General features: G+C 37.0%; 22 protein-coding genes. All 22 read left to right on the top strand.

Annotation, left to right across the window (positions count from 1 at the left end; all coding sequences use genetic code 11):
* Positions 1 to 5 precede the first annotated feature (5 nt).
* The 22 genes from EL171_RS06220 to EL171_RS06115 all read left to right on the top strand — a co-directional run bounded on the left by EL171_RS06220 (position 6) and on the right by EL171_RS06115 (position 22,840).
* Positions 6 to 887 carry a branched-chain amino acid ABC transporter permease gene (locus EL171_RS06220; RefSeq protein WP_005387034.1) on the top strand — a complete coding sequence of 294 codons (882 nt, stop codon included), beginning with the start codon at positions 6 to 8 and terminating at the stop codon, positions 885 to 887.
* Entirely contained in the window at positions 887 to 1,900 is a 1,014-nt protein-coding gene (locus EL171_RS06215; RefSeq protein ID WP_005387032.1) for a branched-chain amino acid ABC transporter permease, read from the top strand. Before EL171_RS06220 ends, EL171_RS06215 begins: the two co-directional genes overlap by 1 nt.
* Positions 1,901 to 1,911: 11 nt before the next feature.
* Positions 1,912 to 2,673 carry an ABC transporter ATP-binding protein gene (locus EL171_RS06210; RefSeq protein WP_005387030.1) on the top strand — a complete coding sequence of 254 codons (762 nt, stop codon included), beginning with the start codon at positions 1,912 to 1,914 and terminating at the stop codon, positions 2,671 to 2,673.
* A 1-nt stretch (position 2,674) separates the two neighbouring features.
* On the top strand, positions 2,675 to 3,385 hold the full coding sequence (locus EL171_RS06205) for an ABC transporter ATP-binding protein (RefSeq protein ID WP_005387028.1): 711 nt from the start codon (positions 2,675 to 2,677) through the stop codon (positions 3,383 to 3,385).
* Between the two features lie 418 nt (positions 3,386 to 3,803).
* Positions 3,804 to 4,547, top strand: a complete 744-nt coding sequence (locus tag EL171_RS06200) for a polysaccharide biosynthesis/export family protein (RefSeq protein ID WP_005387026.1) — start codon at positions 3,804 to 3,806, stop codon at positions 4,545 to 4,547.
* A gap of 36 nt (positions 4,548 to 4,583) precedes the next feature.
* Positions 4,584 to 6,410, top strand: a complete 1,827-nt coding sequence (locus EL171_RS06195; protein WP_005387024.1) for a polysaccharide biosynthesis protein — start codon at positions 4,584 to 4,586, stop codon at positions 6,408 to 6,410.
* Positions 6,411 to 6,530: 120 nt separating this feature from the next.
* On the top strand, positions 6,531 to 7,976 hold the full coding sequence (locus EL171_RS06190) for a GumC family protein (RefSeq protein ID WP_005387022.1): 1,446 nt from the start codon (positions 6,531 to 6,533) through the stop codon (positions 7,974 to 7,976).
* A 1-nt stretch (position 7,977) separates the two neighbouring features.
* Positions 7,978 to 8,589 (top strand): CpsD/CapB family tyrosine-protein kinase, encoded by a 612-nt coding sequence (locus tag EL171_RS06185; protein WP_005387020.1) that lies wholly within the window; start codon positions 7,978 to 7,980, stop codon positions 8,587 to 8,589.
* A gap of 75 nt (positions 8,590 to 8,664) precedes the next feature.
* On the top strand, positions 8,665 to 9,864 hold the full coding sequence (locus EL171_RS06180; RefSeq protein WP_039969267.1) for a DegT/DnrJ/EryC1/StrS family aminotransferase: 1,200 nt from the start codon (positions 8,665 to 8,667) through the stop codon (positions 9,862 to 9,864).
* Positions 9,858 to 10,544: a sugar transferase gene (locus EL171_RS06175; protein ID WP_005387016.1), complete on the top strand. Its 687-nt coding sequence runs from the start codon at positions 9,858 to 9,860 to the stop codon at positions 10,542 to 10,544. The genes EL171_RS06180 and EL171_RS06175 overlap by 7 nt, the downstream gene beginning before the upstream one ends.
* Positions 10,545 to 10,555: 11 nt before the next feature.
* Positions 10,556 to 11,422, top strand: coding sequence for a LicD family protein (locus tag EL171_RS06170; RefSeq protein WP_039969266.1), 867 nt, complete (start codon positions 10,556 to 10,558; stop codon positions 11,420 to 11,422).
* 9 nt (positions 11,423 to 11,431) lie between these two features.
* Positions 11,432 to 12,154: an IspD/TarI family cytidylyltransferase gene (locus EL171_RS06165; RefSeq protein WP_005387013.1), complete on the top strand. Its 723-nt coding sequence runs from the start codon at positions 11,432 to 11,434 to the stop codon at positions 12,152 to 12,154.
* Positions 12,147 to 13,196, top strand: coding sequence for an NAD-dependent epimerase/dehydratase family protein (locus EL171_RS06160; RefSeq protein WP_005387007.1), 1,050 nt, complete (start codon positions 12,147 to 12,149; stop codon positions 13,194 to 13,196). Before EL171_RS06165 ends, EL171_RS06160 begins: the two co-directional genes overlap by 8 nt.
* On the top strand, positions 13,193 to 14,260 hold the full coding sequence (locus EL171_RS06155) for a glycosyltransferase (protein ID WP_005387006.1): 1,068 nt from the start codon (positions 13,193 to 13,195) through the stop codon (positions 14,258 to 14,260). Before EL171_RS06160 ends, EL171_RS06155 begins: the two co-directional genes overlap by 4 nt.
* Before the next feature lie 19 nt (positions 14,261 to 14,279).
* Positions 14,280 to 15,521 carry an O-antigen ligase family protein gene (locus EL171_RS06150; protein ID WP_039969265.1) on the top strand — a complete coding sequence of 414 codons (1,242 nt, stop codon included), beginning with the start codon at positions 14,280 to 14,282 and terminating at the stop codon, positions 15,519 to 15,521.
* The gene (locus EL171_RS06145) at positions 15,499 to 16,431 is read left to right on the top strand and encodes an ATP-grasp fold amidoligase family protein (protein ID WP_005387004.1); all 933 of its coding nucleotides are present in this window, start codon (positions 15,499 to 15,501) and stop codon (positions 16,429 to 16,431) included. Before EL171_RS06150 ends, EL171_RS06145 begins: the two co-directional genes overlap by 23 nt.
* Positions 16,409 to 17,548 (top strand): CapA family protein, encoded by a 1,140-nt coding sequence (locus tag EL171_RS06140; protein ID WP_039969263.1) that lies wholly within the window; start codon positions 16,409 to 16,411, stop codon positions 17,546 to 17,548. Before EL171_RS06145 ends, EL171_RS06140 begins: the two co-directional genes overlap by 23 nt.
* Positions 17,548 to 18,999: a lipopolysaccharide biosynthesis protein gene (locus EL171_RS06135; protein WP_005387002.1), complete on the top strand. Its 1,452-nt coding sequence runs from the start codon at positions 17,548 to 17,550 to the stop codon at positions 18,997 to 18,999. The genes EL171_RS06140 and EL171_RS06135 overlap by 1 nt, the downstream gene beginning before the upstream one ends.
* 26 nt (positions 19,000 to 19,025) lie before the next feature.
* Positions 19,026 to 20,123, top strand: coding sequence for an NAD-dependent epimerase/dehydratase family protein (locus EL171_RS06130; protein ID WP_039969261.1), 1,098 nt, complete (start codon positions 19,026 to 19,028; stop codon positions 20,121 to 20,123).
* Positions 20,124 to 21,290, top strand: coding sequence for a nucleotide sugar dehydrogenase (locus EL171_RS06125; protein ID WP_005386998.1), 1,167 nt, complete (start codon positions 20,124 to 20,126; stop codon positions 21,288 to 21,290). It begins immediately after the preceding gene.
* Positions 21,291 to 21,326: 36 nt separating this feature from the next.
* Entirely contained in the window at positions 21,327 to 21,773 is a 447-nt protein-coding gene (locus EL171_RS06120; RefSeq protein WP_005386993.1) for a VanZ family protein, read from the top strand.
* Between the two features lie 263 nt (positions 21,774 to 22,036).
* On the top strand, positions 22,037 to 22,840 hold the full coding sequence (locus EL171_RS06115; RefSeq protein ID WP_005386991.1) for a CpsB/CapC family capsule biosynthesis tyrosine phosphatase: 804 nt from the start codon (positions 22,037 to 22,039) through the stop codon (positions 22,838 to 22,840).
* Positions 22,841 to 22,960 lie beyond the last annotated feature (120 nt).

The following is a 22,960-nucleotide window of genomic DNA, read 5'->3' as shown; positions in this document are numbered from 1 at the left end:
ATATAGTGTTTTTACAACAATTAGTTAACGGGTTAACCCTCGGTAGCTTATATGCTGTACTCGCTATTGGCTTAACACTTGTGTTTGGCGTTTTAAATATCATCAACATGGCACACGGAGGCATCTTTATGATAGGTGCCTTCGTTGGTCTTTTTATGGTAACTGTTTTTGACGTTAACATTTTTGTAGCCCTTATCGTAGCTATGGCTGTCGGTGCTATCCTCGGTTATCTTTTAGAATTTGTGGCGCTTCGTCCACTCCGCAAGAAAAAGGTGTCTCACTTGGCACCACTTATTAGTACCATTGGTGTTTCTATTTTCCTTGAAAGTTTGGCATTATTGCTTTGGGGCCCTCAAACAAGATCTTTCCCACCAGATTATATTGGTGGCCTAATCGACTTTGGAGCTTTCAAAATTTCCATGGTACAAATTATTGGCTTAGGCGTTTCTGTTGTGTTAATGTTAATTCTTAATGTAGTTATTAAGAAAACTAAAATTGGTAAGGCTATCCGCGCTGTATCCATGAGCACTGAAACGGCAGCTTTGTTGGGTATTAATCCAACCATGATTATATCTGTTACTGTTATGATTGCATCTGCCTTAGGTGCTGCTGCAGGCGTATTAGTAGGTTTGTCCTTTAATGCTATTGAGCCTACAATGGGCGTTATCATCGGCTTTAAAGGCCTTGCAGTGCTTATCTTAGGTGGCCTTGGTAATATTACAGGCGCTATGGTTGGCGGCTTCATTTTAGGCGTAGCAGAAATCTTCTCTGTTGCCTATGGCGCATCTACATTCCGTGATGCTGTGGCCTTTGGCCTCATCATCCTATTATTATTCTGGCGCCCACAAGGCTTGTTTGGTTCTAAAGATAAAGGGGGGAGACCATAATGGATTTATTGAACCCGTATTATCTACAGATCGTGATGTTCTTCATCATCAATGCCATCATGGGTATCTCTATTTACTTTACACTTGCAAGTGGTCAGCTTTCTTTAGGGGCTGCTGGCTTTATGAGCGTTGGTGCATACGTAGGCGCTATCCTTTCTTTGAAGGCTGATTTGCCTATCGTTGTAGGCATTATCATTGGTGGCCTAGTTGCCAGTCTTGTAGCCGTTATTATCGGTTTACCAACAACACGTCTTCGCGGTTTATATCTTGCCATTGCTACTCTTGGTTTTGGCGAGGTGGTGCGTGTTATTTTCTTGAACTTGGATATTACTAATGGTGCATTAGGCCTTTCTGGTATTCCATCCATTCCTCAAGAATTAACAAACTTAGCCTATGAACTTGATATCGATGGTTTGATGGGTATTGATGCTGTTGCATGGGGCAACTTAATGGCTATCATTATCCTATTGGCAATCTTAGTATTGATTATTGCCTTCTGTGTACGCATTAATAATAGCCGTGTTGGTCGTGCCTTTGCAGCGATTAAGGCTGATGATCATGCAGCAGAATTAATGGGGATTAACGTTGTATACTACAAGATGATGGCCTTTATCATTGGTGCTTTCATCGCTGGTATTGGCGGTGGTTTGTATGCTCATATTACAAACTTTATCAATCCTACAGACTTTAGCTACCATAAGGTAGTACAAATCTTATTATTCCCTGTATTTGGTGGTTCTAATGTCGTATGGGGCTCCGTATTAGGTTCCTTTATTCTTACATTATTGCCAGAAGTATTGCGCTTCTTATCCGATTATCGGGACATCATCTACGGTGCATTGCTTGTTATCTTGATGGCAGTTCGCCCAGATGGTATTTTAACAGAATCTATGGTAGACAAAATTAGTCGTAAATTAGGCTTTAAAAAAGCTCCATATATTCCTGAATCACAAGTATTAACAGAACGTTTTGAAGCGTATAAACGCAAACAACAAGAAGAAAAACAAGGATAGGAGGGAACTGAATGCTATTAGAATTAAATGACGTAAGTAAAAGCTTTGGTGGCGTTGCAGCTCTCACCGGTATATCCTTTGGTGTAAAACAAGGTGAAGTGTTTGGTGTTATTGGTCCAAACGGTGCTGGTAAGACTACACTCTTTAACTTGATTACTGGTGTATTCCCTGTAAGTTCTGGTGAAATCGTATTTGATGGCATGTCTGTTGTAGGTATTAAGCCACATAGAACAGTTGAAATGGGTATAGCTCGTACATTCCAAAATATTCGTCTCTTTGGTAATATGACAGCTTTAGAAACTGTTTTAACAGGTATGCATTGCCGAACAGGTTCTGGTTTCGTTGCTAGTTTCTTAAGAACTAAACGCCAACGTATTGAAGAAGAACGTTGTCGTGGTATTGCTTATGAGTTTTTAAAGTTGGTAGGTCTTGAAGACGATGCTGAAGAGGTAGCTACATCTTTGCCATATGGTAAACAACGTCGCCTTGAAATTGCACGTGCCTTGGCAACGCATCCTCAATTAATTTTGCTCGATGAGCCAGCAGCAGGTATGAACGATAGTGAAACAGAAGCATTGCGCCAATTAATTGGTAAGATTCGCGATCTAGGTATTACTGTTGTCGTAATTGAACATGCTATGGAATTGATGATGAATATTTGTGACCGTTTGGTAGTATTCAACTTTGGTAAAAAGATTGCTGAAGGTACACCTCAAGAAATTCAAAACAATGAGGCTGTAATTGAAGCTTACTTAGGTAAAGAGGAGGCGTAATATGTTAAAGCTAGAAAACATCGTGGCTGGTTATGGACATATTACAGCCTTAAAAAATATTAGTTTAGAAGTACCTCAAGGCTCTATTGTATCCTTGATTGGTGCCAATGGTGCCGGTAAATCTACAACTATGAAAACCATCATGGGGCTTGTAAAACCAACATCTGGTAAAGTATTATTTGAAGGCCAAGATATTACTGGTCATAAAACACATCAAATTGTACATGGTGGTATTTCCTTGGTTCCTGAAGGTCGTCAAATTCTTCAAGATATGAGCGTTTATGAAAACCTAGAAATGGGTGCTTATATTCGTAACGATAATGAGATTGAAGCAGATATTAAAAAAGTATTTAAACGCTTCCCAATCCTTGACGAACGTAGTTACCAATTAGGTGGTACTCTATCTGGTGGTCAACAGCAAATGTTAGCTATTGGTCGTGCACTTATGGCACGTCCAAAGCTCTTACTATTGGATGAACCATCAATGGGTCTTGCACCATTAGTAGTAAATGAAATCTTTGAAACTATCAAAGAAATTAGTGCTGAAGGAACTACTGTTCTTTTGGTAGAACAAAATGTACGACAAGCATTGAAAATTGCTGATTACGCGTATGTATTGGAAACAGGTAAAATGGTATTATCTGGTCCAGCTGATGAAGTACGTCATGATCCTCGCGTTATGGAAGCATATTTAGGCGGTCGTGTTGAATAATTAATACCTTAAGTCGGTAGCGCTTATCTAAAATTTTGAATAAGGTGTATATACTAGCAAGCTAGTATATACACCTTATTTTTTTGTTTCATCAATAAATTTGATGAGGCTTTGATGATTTTGTGAAGCGATGGTGAATTGAGTTTATATATATTTAATTTATTTATCGAAAACAAATGAAAAAATCGGGTGAAATGTGAGTGAAATGAGTAAAAAAATACCCATGAATAGATAGTGAAATCCTTATATTTACGGGATTTCTTCTTAAAGATTTGATGAAGTTGGCTCAGAATGGTCTGCGTTTATGGAAGAAAATTTAAAATAATGATAAAATGACTTAACCGATTTTTTAGGATTAATAATCTTAGAAAATAAGTGATGTATTGAGTGGGTTGTATGTAAATCAAAGAGGTAAAGTATGAATAAAAAACAGTATATGATGATGGCAGCATTCTTATGTGCCACAACAACATCTATGGCTGCATCTGTTAATGTAACAACAGAACAGTCCTACAATGCTAAAGCATTACAAACAGAAGGTCATGCACCACTAGAAACAAGTGCATCCGTTGTGAGCTCTGATAAAGAGTATCGCTTGCGTCAAGGTGATGAACTAACCATTCAAGTTGTACAACAAGCGGATCTTGGTACACGTAATGGGAACGACATTATGTACACTGTCCGTCCTGATGGATATGTATCATTTCCTATGGTGGGACCAGTAAAAGCGGATGGATTAACCGTCGATGAGTTTACGGCTCAATTGCAGCAAGGTCTATCTCGTTACATTATTAATCCAGATATTACTGTAAATGTTACGAAACTTGGTGGTGTTCGTGTGTATGTATTCGGTGAGATTAACAAACCTGGTGCCTATACATTGACTAAGTCTAGTACTGTTATCGATGCTATTGGTGCTGCTGGTAGCTTTAACTGGGATACAGCGAAGAAGAAAATTTATTTAATTCATCAAGATAATCCAGAAAAACCAATCCCAATTAATCTAAATCGTATCTTACAAACTGGAGATATGTCTGAAAACTATATTATGAGAGAGGGCGATGTTCTTTACTTAACTAAAAACAGTCGTATTAACTTTGCTCGTGATATTGCTCCAATCTTGACCGGCGCATACATGGTATCTCGAATCGGTAAAGATTAAGGATAGGATTTATCTCACATATAAGGGGGCGTTCTTTTGCGTTCATATTTATTACCAGCCATACTGTTTATTGCCGATATTGCGACGATTGTTATTGTTGCATTTATCAGTTTATTTATTAGATTTGATGGTTATATAGAACCTCGATATATTGATCAAATGGTAGACGCATTGCCATTATTATTGGTTTCATATATGTTGATGTTCTTGGTTATGCACCTATATACGCGCATATGGCGTTATGCAGGGATGAGAGAGGTTCTAGCTGTTTTTGTAGCTACAACTATTGGTACAGCAATCTTTTATTCCTCTATGTTTGCTTTTGACAAATCTTTACCGCGTTCTATCTATTTTATTACATGGTTTTTAACTACCGGTACCGTTGGTATGGGCCGTATGTTACTTCATTATGTGGCACTTCATTATAGTAATGGGGACGATGGTGAAAGTGGCCAAGTAAATACACTCATTATAGGTGCTGGTGATGCCGGTGCGACGATAGCTCGTGAAATCGAACGTTATCATAAGCGGTCTCGAAGAATCATTGGTTTTGTTGATGATGATATGTTTAAACATAATCGTCTTATGAATGGCTTTAGAATTTTAGGGAATCGTGAAGATATTCCAATGCTTGTAGCAAGATATAAGGTTGAAGAAATTATCATTGCCATGCCATCTGTAAAGCGTGATGTCATTCGTGAGATTATGGAAATCTGCTCTCCTCTTAAATGTAAGATTAATACATTGCCGGGGATGTACCAGTTACTAGATGACGAAGTCCTTGTATCTCATCTTCATCCTGTTTCTATCGAGGATTTATTAGAGCGTGATGAAATTCATCTCGATACATCTAAGGTGGAACCATATCTTAAGGATAAAGTAGTTCTTGTTACTGGTGCAGGTGGTTCTATTGGTTCTGAAATCTGTCGTCAAGTACTGCGGGTAAAACCTAAAAAACTATTGTTACTAGGACATGGTGAAAATAGTATTTATCTTATTCACCAAGAGTTGCGATCCATTGTACCTGAAGGGACTTTGGTTCCCATTATTGCTGATATTCGAGATAAAAATCAGTTAGACCAAATTTTTACTGACTATGAACCAGATGTAGTGTTCCATGCAGCAGCTCACAAACATGTACCACTTATGGAAATCCAACCAATTGCAGCGGTGCTAAATAATATTTATGGTACTCGTAATGTAGCAGATGTAGCAGGCGCACATGGTGTTGAACGTTTTGTTATGATTTCCACAGACAAGGCGGTAAATCCAACAAGTGTCATGGGTGCTACGAAGCGAGTGGCAGAAAAGGTTGTACTTGGTATGAATCATAAGTACGATACAAAGTTTATTACCGTTCGCTTTGGTAATGTTCTTGGTAGTCGAGGTTCTGTTATTCCATTATTCCGTAAACAAATTGAAGCTGGCGGCCCTGTAACTGTTACAGATCCCGAAATGACTCGTTACTTTATGACTATTCCAGAAGCAAGCCAACTTGTTTTACAAGCTGGTGCTATGGGGAATGGTGGTGAAGTGTTCTTATTAGATATGGGTGAACCAGTGAAAATTGTTGATTTAGCAAAGAATATGATTCGTCTTTCTGGATATGAGCCTGATAAAGATATTCGTATTGAATTTACTGGCTTACGTCCAGGTGAAAAGCTATATGAAGAATTATTAACTGCTGAAGAAGGCACTAACACAACTACACATAAGAAGATTTTTGAAGCTGCATTAGAAGATGTAGACCAAGAATGGTTAAGTGGTGAAATCGAGCGCTTTGAAACGTGTAAATCTGATTTGGATGTAATCAATGTATTACAAGATATCGTCCCAACATATCATCCAAATCATAATGTATAACAATTTAATTATAATCATTTATTCAAAACTGTAATCTACGTGAGAGGGAGATATACAGTACATATTCCTAAAAGGGAGAGACCCTGTTGTTTGTAAACTTTCACAGAAAGGGGTATATGGGTGGAACAAATTATTGATTTAAAAGAGGTCGGTAGAGTCCTCGTTAAACGGCGCCGTAAAATTATCAATGTAATGGTTGCTTGTATTGTATTAGGTGGTGCATATAGCCTGTTAGCACCATCTACCTATCAATCTACATCTATGTTGCGCATTAAACAATCTCAAGGTTTAAGTAACTCTGTATTATCAAGTGCTAATGGTTATTCTGATTCTATGGCACGTCAATTGATGAATACAGATGCAGAAATTTTAAAGAGTCGTAATGTTGTAGAACCTGTTATTTCCGCTATTGAAGATCCAGAGGGAACAGGTAAAGCACCTACATACGAAGAGTTTGTTAAAACGCGTATCGAAACAAAACCATATAAAGAAACTGAATTATTACAAGTTAGTGTCACAGGTAAAAGTCCAGAACAAGCACAAGAGGCTAATCAATTATTAATTGATACATTCTTAAAGCGCTTAGCAGACATTTCACATGTTGAGCAACGGACGACACGTGAGTTCTTGCAAAAACGCGTAGTAACTGCAAAAGAAGAATTGGAGCAAGCAGAAAAGAAATTGCAACAATTCCAAGTGGATAATAAGGTTTACTCCACCGCAGATCAAATGAAGGGATTAACGGATAAGATTACCCTTATCGATCGTGAGAAAGCTCAAAATCAACTTGATTTAGAAACAGCGCAAGCAGCGTTGGGCAGTATTAATGAGCAATTAGGTTCTGCTGGTAAAAGTATTGCTGACAGTGCTACCGTTCAGGCTTATAAAGGGCAACTAGCCGATTTAGAATCTCGTAAGGCCTCCTATGTTGGCAAATATACTGATGAGCATCCTGCGATGAAAGAACTTAACCAACAAATTGAAGAAGCAAAAAGCGGCTTAAATGCTGAGATTAATGCTATTGCAACCCAACAAGCACCATCTAGCAATTCTGCTCAACAAGGTTTGTTGGCCGATAAATTCAGAAATGAAGCGGCTTTAGCCGTAGCACAAGGCAAAGAGTCTACATTGGCTGAACTTGATAAAGAAAACGAAGAGGCTATGAAAAACTTACCAGAAAAAGAACGTGGTTATATTCAAGCCAAACGTGATGTAGATGTAGCACAAGATATTTACGAAATGCTATCTAAACGCTTAGAAGAAGCCAAGGTAGCAGAAGTAATGGTGCCAAATGAAGTGCAAATCGTAGATGCTCCTACATTGCCAGAAAAAGCTATTGCTCCTCGTAAAGTACTTATTTTATTAGGCTCTGCAATTTTAGGAATTATTCTTGGTTGCCTTTACACATTGGGTCAGTTCTTCTGTAATCGCAAGGTTCAATCCGTACAAGAAATCAATGAGATTCTTGGTATTGAAAACTTAGGTGTCATTCCAAATCATGAAGAAAAGGAATATGAAGAACCAAGTAATCGTGTTGTAGCATTGTGGCGTAAAGTGAGAGGTTAATATGATTAGACTAATTTCTAATGAGCGTGGTGATACACCACTTGTAGAAGCATATCGTACATTGCGCAGCAATTTACAATACGTATGTAATCAACATAAATGTAAGATCATTTGTATCACCGCTGCTACTAGTGGAGAAGGCACCTCTGAGGTAGCGGCTAATACGGCATTAGCTTTATCGAAGAATAATAACAAAGTTCTTTTGGTAGATGGTAATTTACGTAATCCAGTTCAGCACGTAGTATTCAACGTGCAAAATAAAGGCCTTACTAACGCAGTTATTATGGATGAAGATTTGACGATTCATCGCAATATTGTCCCTCATCTAGATGTACTTACTGCAGGCGAAATAGTTGAACATCCTTCTGAAGTCGTAGATTCTAGTAAATTATCTACAATTTGGGATTATATCCGCGACGAATATGATGTAGTTATCATTGATACACCACCAGTATTAGATGTTACGGATGCCATTGTATTAGCTGAAAAATCTGACGCTGTTATGCTTGTTGTTAAAACTGAAGTAGCAAGTCCTAACGATTTAATAGAAGCTAAGAAACGACTTACTCAAGTAGGAATTCCTTTATTAGGTTCTATCGTCATTGATGTGTAGTCAATAATTTAATATATACTCCATTAGATAAATCAAGCGTATCGATAAGGTACAGAAAGTAATGAGGTGATGTATATGAAAATTAATTTTTCCCCTCCTGATATTACAGAGTTAGAAATCAATGAAGTTGTTGAAGCCTTAAAGAGTGGTTGGATTACAACTGGACCGCGTACTAAAGAATTGGAAAAAAAGATTGCGGCACAATTAGGTACACCTAAAGCTGTTTGTTTAAACTCTGCTACCGCGGCGCTTGAGATGTCTCTTCGTGTATTAGGTATTGGACCTGGCGATGAAGTTATTACCAGTGCCTATTCCTATACTGCTAGTGCAAGTCCTGTTGTTCATGTAGGGGCTACACTAGTTATTGTAGATACCCAAAAAGATTCATTTGAAATGGATTATGATGCAGTGGCTCGTGCTATTACACCAAAAACAAAGGCAATCATTCCTGTAGATATTGCAGGGGTACCTTGTGATTATGACCGTTTACGCTCTATTGTAAACGAAAAGAAATCGCTATTTACACCTGCCAATGATATTCAAAAAGCATTGGGACATATTCCTATCGTAGCGGACTGTGCCCATTCCTTTGGTGCTTCATACAAAGGTATACCCACTGGTAATGTAGCTGATTTTAGTAGTTTTTCCTTCCACGCAGTAAAGAACTTTACGACTGCCGAAGGGGGCTGTGCTACATGGCGACATATAGATGGTATTGATGATGAAGTCATTTATAAGCAATTCCAATTATTATCTTTGCATGGACAAGATAAGGACGCCCTTGCTAAGACAAAGGCTGGTGCATGGGAATACGATATTAAGGGTACATATTATAAATGTAATATGACCGATATTATGGCGGCTATTGGTTTGGCTCAATTTGAAAGATACCCAAAACTGTTAGAACGACGTAAAGAAATCATCGCAGCTTATGATGCAGGTTTTAAAGATTTACCTGTTACATTGCTACATCATTATACTGATGACCATCAAAGTAGTGGCCACTTATATTTAGTACGATTAGATGGTCAAGATGCTGAATACCGTAATAAGGTAATTGAGGCTATGGCTGAAGCTGGTATTGCAACCAATGTTCACTATAAGCCAATTCCTATGCATACGGCTTATAAGAACTTAGGATTTACCATTGATGATTATCCAAATGCTTATAATCAATTTAAAAATGAAATCACATTGCCTCTTCATACATTGCTGACGAATGAAGAAGTGCAATATATCATTGAAACATTTAAAAGGATTATTACCGAATGTTAGTAAAAAACTTTCACGATCTACCACAAGAGTTGCAGTGTGAAGAGGTGTGTCCTTACTTTGAAATATTAAACCAAAGACGAACAAGCCTTCTTTGTAAAAGCATATTTGACCGTGTTATAGCCGCTGGTATGCTCATTGTATTAAGTCCTGTATTTTTGGTGTTAGCCATCATGATTAAACGAGATAGCGAAGGGGAGGTCTTCTTCCGCCAAACTCGGGTGACGCAATATGGTCGTACATTTGGTATCTATAAATTTCGTACCATGGTAAAAAATGCGGAATCATTAGGTGCTCAGGTGACATCACAAAATGATATGCGCGTTACAAAGGTAGGCAATATGCTTCGTAGCTGTCGTCTTGATGAATTGCCTCAGCTAATCAATATCCTATTAGGAGATATGAGCTTTGTTGGTACAAGACCAGAGGTGCCTCGTTATGTGGCGGCCTACACCAATGAAATGAAGGCGACTTTATTATTGCCAGCTGGTGTAACTAGTGTGGCAAGCATTGCCTATAAAGACGAAGATCAACTTTTACAAAATGCTAAAAATGTTGATGAAGTGTATATCAATGAGGTTTTACCAGGCAAAATGGCTTGGAATTTAAAGAGTATTAAAGAGTTTTCTTTTCTACAAGATATTAAAACGATGATTGATACCGTACTAGCTGTTTTACGTTAAGAGAGGTTCCTATGAGTACATCTATGACAAAGGAAATACAAGAAAAAGAGCTTAGTATGTTGCTGTACTTTAAAGAGTTTTGTGACAAACATAATTTGCGCTTTTATCTCTGTGGCGGTGGCCTCATTGGGGCTATACGTCATAATGGTTTTATCCCTTGGGATGACGACTTGGATTTATTTATGCCACGTCCAGATTACGAAAAGTTAGCTGAACTATGGCCTAAGTATGCAGATACAGAACGGTATACCTATTGTCGTACGGATCGGCATCATATCTATCATGATGCAGGTGCTTCTATTAGAGATAATCATACGACATTTATTAATCGTCATAGTATGCATGAAGATATTTGTCATGGTTTAGCTCTTGAAATTATGCCTATTGATGGTTGTGCACCAGGAAAAATTAGCCGCACTTTACAACTTATGTGGGCTATGACCTTTGCACTTTTTAATGCACAACGTTTACCGGATAATAAAGGACCGATGTATCGTGCATTAGCAGGATGTATCTACAAGGTATTCTCTAGTCAGTCATTACGTTACCATATATGGCGCTTTGCAGAAAAGCAAATGACTAAATATGATTTTAATACGAGCAAGGAGTGTACTGAGTTAATTGGTAGTTTAAAAGGCATGAAGTTGCGTCATCCTCGAGAAGACTTCGAATCTGTTGTATATAAAGACTTTGAAGGTCATCAGATACCTGTTATGAAAGGGTATGAAAGATATTTACGTCTCATTTGGGGCGACTATATGCAATTACCACCAGTAGAACAGCGTGTAGCAAAACATGATGCTGTGTTTGCTGATTTACATACACCTTACAAGGAGTATAGAGGCATACATTATGCCAAGAACGAAGCTCAACCTTAAGGAGGGCCTATGAAACGAATAGCAGTAATCTTTGCGGGTGGCGTAGGTGCTCGAATGAATAACAGCAAGACGCCAAAACAGTTTCTAGAATGGAACGGTAGACCTATTTTGATTCAAACTTTAGATGTGTTTGAACAAACCGACTCTATTGACGGTATTGTTTTAGCTTGCAAAGCAGAGTGGATTGATCATACTAAAAACCTCATCAAAGAGGCTGGTTTACAAAAAATTGTATCCATTGTTCCAGGTGGAGACAGTGCTTTAGACTCTCAATATAATGGATTGACAGAGGCAAAACGATTATTTCCTAATGAAGAGATTACCGTATTGATTCACGATGGTGTTAGACCACTTGTGGATAAGGCAACAATAGAGAGGAATATTGAATCTGTAGAAACAAAGGGTTCTGCTATTACAGTTACACCTGCTATTGAAACCGTTATGGTTACAGATAATGGTTCTATAAACCGAATTTTAAATCGTAGTGAATGCCTTATGGCAAAAGCACCTCAAAGCTTTAAACTAGATGATATTTTATCGGTTCATGATAGAGCTAAAGCAGAAGGTATCCATAATTTTATAGATTCTGCATCCATGATGATGCATTATGGATACACCTTGTATCCAGTATTAGGAGAAACAGAAAATATAAAGATTACTACACCATCTGATTATTATATGTTCACAGGTATTATTAAAAACCGTGAATTAGGAGGATTACAAGATGAGTAATTCCGTTATTAAGCGCGAGTTAATAGCTTTATTACAAGACAAAGAGTACTTTGAATTCCTCCGCCATCAGCGCATTCTTGTGACAGGTGCGACGGGACTTATTGGTTCTATGTTTATAAAATTGCTTATACTTGCCAATGAGACTTTTAACTTGGACATAAAGGTAATAGGTCATGTACGAAGTCATGATAAAGCACAGGCTATATTAGGTAACTACTTAGATAATGATTCCATTACACTTATTGATGGTGCTTTAGAATCTATTGACGTACCTTGTGACTATATCTTACATGGTGCTGCACCAACACAATCTAAATTCTTTATGGAGCATCCTGTAGAAACTATTCGTACATCAATTCATGGTACTGAAGCTATGTTAGAGCTCGGACATCATAAAACGGTAAAAAAACTTGTGTACTTATCGAGTATGGAACAGTATGGTGTACCCTATGAATCCGGACAAGTGATGACAGAAGAACGATTAGGGTATTTAGATCATTTAAATATTCGTAGTTCTTATTCTGAAAGTAAGAGATTATGTGAGTGTTATTGTAAGTCCTATGCTGTAGAATTTGGAGTTCCTGCTGTTATAGCTAGACTTGCTCAAACCTTTGGACCAGGTGTTCCCGTATCTGATAATCGTGTATTCATGCAGTTTACTAAGAGTGCTTTACGAAATGAAAATATTATTCTTCATACAAAAGGTGACTCCATGTCGAATTATTGCTATATTACTGATGCATTAACGGGCATTTTAACCCTCATGAAGGATGGCGAAGCTGGTGAAGCATATAATATTTGTCATGATGAGGAAACTCGCTCCATAGCAAGTATTGCGCATCTAGTAGCTACGCATGTAAGTCATGGAAAAAGTGAAGTAGTTTTTGACATTCCAGAAGATGTACAGGGTTTGGGATACGCACCGACAGTTCACATGTTCTTAAGCTCTAAGAAGTTGAAATCTTTAGGTTGGCAGCCTAAAGTGTCAATGGCACAAGCCTATGTAAGACTTGCAGAATATATCCAAGAGGAAGGCTTATGAAAAAGGAAATAATTATTGTTACCATCTCCCTCGGTAATGATGGAGCTGAACGTATTTTAACAGAGTTAGCTCGTCAGTGGGTGCATGATGGTCACCATATTACGGTTATCCAAACAAGCCCTAATCGTTATGGTAATGAATATGCTTTAGAGGAAGGTATTGAACAAATTCAAATTCATACTACAAGCTCTAATAAAGTAATTCGCTTTATTCAGGAAATTAAAGAGCTGATCAAGATTTTGAAGACAAGACCTAACGCAACATGCTTATCGTTTTTGTCGGCATCGAGCTTTATTCTCGCCATTAGCTCTTGGTTTGTGAAGAATCGCATCGTCTTTTCGGAGCGAAATAATCCGCGTAAGGTGCCTATTGGTTGGCATCAACAAGCGTTGCGTAATTTTGCCTTTCGCTTTGCTGATGCGTTAGTATTCCAAACTGAGGATGCTCGTTCATATTTCCCTGAATCTGTACAAAAGCGTGGTGTTATCATTCCAAATCCTATTAATGGTAAACTGCCACCACCAATAGAAGGGGAACGTGAGAAGACAATTGTTACGGCTTGTCGATTACATCCTCAAAAGAATTTGCCTATGATGATTAATGCTTTTAGTATGCTGGCAGATGAGTTTCCAGAGTATAAACTTGTTATTTATGGCCAAGGTGTTTTAGAGGATGAACTACGTGCTCAAATTAAAGCGCTCAATTTAGAAAATCGTATTTTATTACCTGGCTTTGCTAGTAATATTTTAGAGAAGGTTGCACCTTGTTCTATGTATGTTTCATCATCTGATTTTGAAGGTATTTCAAACTCTATGTTAGAAGCACTTGGCATGGGCTTGCCTGCTGTAGTTACAGACTGTCCAGTAGGTGGTGCTCGTATGGTAATAAATAGTGGAGAAAATGGAATCTTGGTACCTGTAGGAGATACAAAGGCCATGTATGAAGCTATGCGTAGTATTCTGAAAGACCCTGCACTAGCAGCAAAACTTTCACAGGAAGCTATCAAGGTTCGTGATAAATTCCCACTATGTAAAATTGCTAAACGTTGGTTAGATGTTTTATGAGTTGTAAGGAGGAGAACCATTGAAGTTAAATATTACGGCTATTGCTGACCGCATGATATGGTTCATAACTCTAATATTTTTAGTGTTGTCGTTGACCATTTCCTTTGCCCTTGGCGATGCGAATTATGGTGCCTATGTATTATTTGTATGCCTATTTGGACTTATTATTTTTTATCTCATACGAGAGCAGGGAGTTATAAAATTTAGGCTTACCTGGATGCATGGTTATATGCTGCTCTTTATTGGAGCCTGTTATCTGAGTACTATTAATGCTATTGAGCCATCTGTAGCACTCAGTCGAAGTTTTGATATCGTCAAGATATTCTTTATGCTTATCATTTTATACATGTGTTATCAAGATAAAACATCGGTGGACACATTACTAAAAATTGGTATGTGGACCGGTTATATAGTTTGTTTTTACACGGTATATTTCTATGGCTTAGATTACTTTATTACGGTTTTGTCATCTTCCGCACGAATTGCAAATGATGCATTAAATGCGAATACTGTAGGTTTATTAGGTGCCAATGCTATCGTTATGACATTGTATTACATGTTATACGATCGACCTCGTTGGTGGAATATTATAGCCTTACCTACATTGGGGATTCTAGCAGCTACTGGTAGTCGTAAAGCTTTAGTATTTGTTGTTGTTGGTACAGTATTACTATTTGTATTTAAAAGTTTACGTAGTGCCAATGTAGTAAATTCTATTGCTAAGATTATTGGGTCATTGTTAGCTCTTACCATCATTGGTATTGCAGTTCTACAATTACCTATGTTTTCAGAGGTTCTGGATCGTATGTCGAGTATGGTGGATGCTTTCTCCGGTACTGGTGGTGATTCATCTACTATTATTCGTTTAGCCTTGGTTGATATAGGGTGGGATTTATTTTATCAATCGCCCATGACTGGGGTGGGGGTTAATAATCCATCTGTACTTACCTATTTTTTATATGGTAAAGAGAATTATTATTTACATAATAATTATATTGAACTATTAGCGGGTACAGGGATAATCGGCTTATTGGCGTATTACTCAATGTATGTGTATATAGCTTATAACTTAATTCGCTATCGAAATTTTCATAGCAATGAATATGTAATGGTGCTCATTTTATTCCTTTCTCAAATCGTCATGGATATGGGGATGGTGTCTTATGAAAGTAAGAGTACATATTTTTATATGATGATGTTTTATTTAGAGATGCAATTGATCCGGAAAGGACGTAAAAATGAAGCTCAGCAAGTTATGTAAAGTTGGCATGTCCTTTTTAACAAAACCTTACTATCGCACAAGAGTATTAATCAAATTAGGTTATTATGATTCTTTATCTGATGAAGAGTTTTTAAAGAAAGTATTCCCAAAATACATGGGCTATCCTCTAGATTTAGAGAATCCTAAAACTTTTAGCGAAAAGTTACAATGGCTAAAGGTTAATTACAGAGACCCTATACAAACTGTAATGGTTGATAAACATGAAGCTAAGAACTTTATTGCTCAACGGGTGGGTGAACAATATATAATTCGCACACTTGCTGTTTGGGATTCTGTAGAGGATATAGACTTTGATGCATTACCTAATCAATTTGTTTTGAAATGTACACATGATAGTGGGGGCATCGTTATTTGTAAAGATAAGTCATCCCTTGATCGAGAAGCTGCTAAAGCTAAATTAAGTGCATCCTTACAACGGGATTATTCGCGTATAGCCAGAGAGTGGCCTTATAAGGAGGTTCCTCGTCGGATTATCGCAGAGGAATACTTATCTGAATTAGGTAGCAATGAAATCTTAGATTATAAGATGTATTGTTTCCACGGTGAACCAAAGATGACAGTAGTTTGTTCTGACCGTTTTTCTAAAACTGGAACGCGTATGAATTTTTACGATATCGATTGGAAACCTATGGGCATTCATTTTGGCCATTATCCACCGTTGCCAACAGAGTTCCCGAGACCTGAAACATATGATGAGATGTTAAGACTTGCTACAGAACTTAGTAAAGACTGTCCGTTTTTACGTGTTGATTTCTATGAAATAAAGAGACGACTGTATATTGGAGAGTTAACGTTCTTCCCTGGTGCGGGATTAGAACAGTTTCGTCCTATATCAAAAGATTATGAATTGGGAGAGTGGTTACACCTTGAAACTGTACATCGGAGCTGATTTTGTTCCTACGGATATAAATAGAGTATTATTTGAAACTGGTAATATAGAAGCTTTAGTTGGTAAAGAATTATTAGGACTCTTTAAGCAATCTGATTTAAATGTGTTTAATCTAGAGGTACCCTTAACTGATGCATCTACACCGATTGATAAATTTGGTAATAATTTAAAGTCGCCTACGAAAACAATATACGGTTATAAGGCTTTAGAACCTATATTTTTAACACTGGCTAATAATCACTCCTTAGACCATGGTGTGGAAGGCTTAACTACTACATTGGAGTTATTAAAAAAGCATGATATTAAAAATGCAGGTGCTGGTGCCAATGTAAAGGAAGCTAAAAAGCCATTTATCTTTGAAAAAGAAGGTATACGTATAGGATTTTACTTATGTGCAGAACATGAGTTTACCGTTGCTTCTTGTCATACAATGGGGGCTAATCCATTTGATGTATTAGAGAGCTTCGATGATGTAGAAGCTTTAAAAAAAACTTGTGATTATGTTATCGTCCTATATCATGGTGGGAAGGAGTTTTATCGCTATCCATCGCCAATGTTACAAAGATATTGCAGAAAATTTGTTGATAAAGGGGCAGATCTTGTAATTTGCCAACATAGTCATTGTATAGGTTCTCGTGAGGACTATGGTAAGGGGACTATTATTTATGGCCAAGGTAACTTTATCTTTAACTCCGAATCCTATATACATCATAAGGAGTTTGTAAAAGATTCCTTATTAATCAGTGTAGAGGCTACAAAGGATAGTTTTATTGTATCTGAAGTGCCAATTCGTGGTACCGAAAGGGGCACCCGTTTGGCTACTGAATCGGAAGCCATGGAAACATTGACGGAATATAAAAAGCGAAGTGAAAACATTAGAGATGCTCATTTTGTTGCTCAAGCATATAAGGATTTTGCTGATACTCATGTAAAGCGATATTTGCGTGAATTTTTAGGTAGATCTTTTATCATTCGTGCAATAAATGGATTATTTGGACGAAAATTAATACAACTTATTTTAGGAAAAACAAGTTATTTAGCAATTCAAAATTACTTGGAATGTGAAGCTCACCATGAATTATTCTTGCGGGGCATTAAGAATATCAATAAAAAATAATGGATACAAAAATAGTAGCTGCTGCTAAATGGTCTGTCATAACAGAGGTTTTAGCAAAGCTTATTACACCACTAACAAATATAATATTGGCCCATATGCTAGCACCTACGGCATTTGGGATATTGGCAACAATTATGATGGTTATATCCTTTGCAGAAATGCTAGCTGATGCGGGATTCCAAAAATTTCTTGTACAGCATGAGTTTCAAAGTGATAAAGAAAAACAGGAGGCTACAGATGTAGCTTTTATTGCTAACTTAGTTCTTTCTTTACTCTTGTGGGGGGCTATTATAGTCGGTCGTGATGAACTGGCCGTATTAGTTGGAAATGATGGCTTAGGCATACCGTTGGCCATAATGGGGGCCATGATTCCGCTCTCTGCTTTCAGTAGTGTACAAATGGCATTGTATAGACGGGACTTTAACTTTAAGTTTCTTCTTAACATTCGGCTCATCACAATTCTGACTCCTATATTGATATCCATACCTATGGCGCTCATGGGATATGACTATTGGTCTTTAATCGCTGGTATGTTAGGGGCTCAGTTATTTACGGCTTTGGCCTTATTGAAGAGTAGGAAAAATCAAATCCATCTCTTCTTTAGTTCTAGAGTCTTTATGAACATGTTTAGTTATAGTGCATGGTCATTGGCTGAAGCATTTTCTATTTGGCTTACTGCATGGGTGGATACCTTCATTATTAGTCGCTTTTTGGATGCCTATTATTTAGGGATCTATAAAATGCCTATGGCTATTGTTACAACTGTCATGGCTATGGCTACTTCATCTTTAGCGCCTGTATTATTTGCCGCTTTAAGTCGAGTTCAACAGGATGAACAGGCATTTTCCAATACATTCTTTACCTTCCAACGCTATATGGCTCTTTTTTTAGTACCTATAGGGATAGGCTTGTTTGTATTCCAAGACTTTGTTGTTGATCTCTTATTGGGACCACAATGGAAGTTAGCAGGTATTGTATTGGGATCTTGGGCCTTGAGTTCCGCTATTATGACAGTAACAGCGAATTTGATTTCTGAAGTATTCCGTGCAAAAGGAGTTCCTAATTTATCATTCTGGACTCAAATATTACATTTAGTTGTATTAATACCGGTCATTTATATTTGTATTCAGTATGACTTTAGTACATTTGTCTATGCTCGTTCAATAGTACGCATGGAAATGTTAATGGTTGCCATGATTTTCTTAGCATTATTTATACATATAAGTGCCCTTCGGGTGATTACTAATATAGGTGTATATCTAATTACTGCATCTATTGTTGGTGCTCTTGCATATAGTATTTTACATTTATATGATGCGGTATGGTGGACTATAGCTTGTATGATTTTATGCGTTGTATTGTATGTGGTTATCTTATATCTCATACCATCTGAGCGCACTATTATCACTTCTGGCGTTGATAAATTATTAAGTAAAGTAAGACGATCATAATTAACAGAACTATGAAAGGAGTACATATGCTTTCAAAAAATGTAGACTTAAACAACACGGTGATCCTAGTAACGGGAGCCGCTGGATTTGTAGGGGCTAATCTTGTTATGTCCCTGTTATCTGAAGCAGAAGGAACTCAAATTATCGGCATAGATTCTGTTAATGATTACTATGACGTGGCCTTAAAAGATTATCGATTGCAACAAATTGATGAGATGTGCAAAGATAATAAAAATGCGTGGGTATTTAAAAAAGGGAATATTGCAGATAAGGCCTTTATCGAAGAAATTTTCTCTACTTATAAACCACGTGTTGTTGTTAACTTAGCAGCACAGGCGGGTGTGCGTTATTCTATTACGAACCCCGATGCTTATATCGAGTCTAATATTATTGGTTTCTACAATATATTAGAGGCTTGTCGTCATTCTTATGATAATGGTGAAAGTGGAGTAGAGCATTTAGTATATGCATCATCCTCCTCCGTATACGGTGCGAACAAACAAATTCCATACTCTACAGAGCATAAAGTAGATAACCCAGTTTCTCTGTATGCAGCTACTAAAAAATCGAATGAATTATTGGCTTATTCGTATGCCAAGTTATATAACATACCTAGTACAGGGCTTCGTTTCTTCACTGTGTACGGTCCAGCGGGGCGTCCGGATATGGCGTACTTTGGCTTTACTAACACGTTGCGGAGCGGTGGCACTATAAAAATCTTTAACTATGGTAACTGTAAACGTGACTTTACCTATATCGATGATATAGTAGAGGGCGTATCTAAGGTGATGTGTGCGGCTCCAGAACGTCGCAACGGTGCCGATGGTTTACCAGTTCCTCCGTATGCTATTTATAATATTGGCAATAGTCATCCTGAAAATCTTCTAGATTTTGTGCGTATTCTTTCAGAGGAATTAGTTGCAGCTGGCGTATTACCAGAGGATTATAATTTTGAAGACCATAAAGAATTAGTGGCGATGCAACCAGGCGACGTACCTGTTACCTATGCAGACACAAGTGCTCTAGAAGAAGATTTTGGATTCAAGCCAAATACATCTTTACGTGAAGGGTTACGGAAATTTGCTATATGGTATAAAGAGTTTTATATGACGGAGGGCAAATAAATGAAGATTGCAATTGCTGGGACCGGCTATGTAGGCCTTTCAAATGGTGTTTTATTAGCACAACATAATGAAGTAGTAGCCCTCGATATTATTCCTGAAAAGGTAGAAATGTTAAATCGCAAAGAGTCACCTATTGTAGATGCAGAATTGCAAGAGTACTTGGCTACTAAAAAATTAAACTTTAAAGCTACCTTAGATCCTGTAGAGGCTTTTACAGGTGCTGATTATGTTATTATTTCGACCCCTACTAATTATGATCCTCAAAAGAATTTTTTTGACACATCTTCTGTAGAGCAAGTTATCAAAACAGTATTAGATATCAATCCAGATGCTGTTATGGTTATCAAGTCAACAGTACCAGTTGGGTATACAGCTCAAATGCGTAAAGAATTCGATACAGAGAACTTGATGTTCTCTCCAGAGTTCTTACGTGAAGGTAAAGCTTTATATGATAATTTACATCCTTCTCGTATAGTGGTAGGAGAAGACTCTAAAAGGGCTCGTTGTTTTGGTCAACTATTAGCTGATGGTGCCATCAAAGAAAATGTGCCTCAATTGTATACGGATTCTACGGAAGCAGAAGCTATTAAATTATTTGCTAATACGTATTTAGCATTGCGCGTTGCTTACTTTAATGAGTTAGATTCTTATGCCGAAGTTCGAGGTCTTAGTACAAGCCAGATTATTAATGGTGTTTGTTTAGATCCTCGTATAGGCGACTTCTATAATAATCCATCCTTTGGTTATGGAGGGTATTGCTTACCAAAAGATACTAAGCAATTATTAGCTAACTATAATGATGTTCCACAAAATTTGATTTCTGCTATTGTTGATGCTAATAGAACTCGCAAGGATCACATAGCAGATGTTATTATAGGAAAGAACCCAAAAATTGTTGGCATCTATCGCTTGACTATGAAAATGAACTCTGATAACTTTAGAGCATCTGCAATTCAAGGTGTAATGAAACGAATTAAAGCGAAGGGGATTGCAGTAGTTGTTTATGAACCGACTCTTGATGCAGAAGACTTCTTTAATTCCCCTGTGATTCGTAACTTTGAAGACTTTAAACGTGTTAGTGATGTCATAGTAGCTAACCGTTGGGATAATAGTTTAGAAGATGTGAAGGATAAAGTTTACACAAGAGACATTTTTGACCGCGATTAATATAAGTATATGTATTGTGGCGTTTAGGAGAGTAGTATGAAACGTTGGATACTATATATCCTGTTAGGGCTAATAGTATTTTTTATATGGGATAATTCGATGCAGAATGGTGGATCATCAGATGGATTTAGTTTGCTTTTTGCAGAGACTTTGACTCCTATAGCAAATAAATTAGGCTTTCATGGAAATATATGGACCTTAAATAGGATTGTTCGAAAATTAGCACATCTCACAGAGTTTACAATTCTTGGTGGTGTTTTATATACGATTCTACGTCGATATATTACATATGGTACCGTAATTAAGACTATAGGTTTAGGAATGTTGATAGCTAGTCTTGATGAATTTATACAATTGTTCTCACCAGGGCGTAGCTCTCAGGTTTCTGATATTTTGATTGATACTGTTGGTGTTGTTATTGGTATTCTAGTAGTGAAACTAGTTCATTACATCAGGTATAAACGAAGTACATTTAAAAATTAATTTGTTAATAATATACAAATATATATAAATACCTCATAATCTTAGGGATTATGAGGTATTTTTAATGAAGATAACATGAAAATATAAAAAATATATTAAATGAACATATTATAATTTATCTATTTTTATATAAAAACCACTGTACAAGCCACTTTTCCCTTGATATAATCATGAATAGAAAATGAAAAATAAATGAGATAAACATGAACTTTATAAAGAGAACGATTTCTGTAAGGGATTATCGTAAGTAGAAGGGAAAGAATATGAATCGCGTGGTTGACTTACATGGTTGCATTTTGCCAGCTGTGTTAGGGCCTCAAGGGCCACAAACAATGGCAGAATCAGTAAAAATGATAAAATCCTTGGCTGAACAAGGTATTACAGATATTTTTAGTACACCTGATGTAACCGTATCTATGGATATGAATACATGGGATGAGATGGAAACAACATTGAATGATGTGAAGCTTGCTGTAGGGGAACAACAAGTAGATGTAACTATTCATGGTGGTGCTCGAGTTTTGCTTTGTGATGAAATGATTGAATATATTGCTTCTCATCGCAATCAATATCTATTGGGAAATAGCCATTTTATGTTAGTGTCCATTCCTGAAAATAGCAAAGTCCATCACATTAATGCATGGTTATTAGATTTGCTTAATATGGGTATTGTTCCTATCATTAGTGAAGTAGAGATACATCGTCAATTGTTTACTAAACCAGAGCAATTGTTGGAATGGGTAGATAAAGGGATACTAATTCAATGTAATATGGCTTCCTTTAATCATAGCAATGCTAATTATCACAGAGCTATTGAATTATATCGCAATGGTCTAATTCACTTCTTTGGTACTGGTTACTGTAATGAAAGTGATGTACAAGCACATCAAGGATACGTAGAAGCTATTTCTAAATTAGATAGTACGTACAAAAAAGATTTGTTGCCGAATATTCATCTCAATGAACGCGATCTTTTAGCTGATCGCACATTCTATCCAGCGGTTCCTTCTAGTTGGGTAGGTCAAAAGTCCAATTTCTTGACACGTCTATTTGGTTTTACATTATAATTTATATAGGTTCTTTTATTCATGCTGTATTGGCATGGCTAAAAGAGCCTATTTTTACTTTATATTGTATTTGTTCTTGAAAACAACCACCATATATAGTATACTGAGTTAGCGGTAAAA

Origin of the sequence: Veillonella dispar (assembly GCF_900637515.1) — a bacterium.
GTDB classification, from domain to species: Bacteria; Bacillota; Negativicutes; order Veillonellales; family Veillonellaceae; genus Veillonella; species Veillonella dispar.
This window is presented reverse-complemented; position numbering and strand designations above follow the sequence as displayed.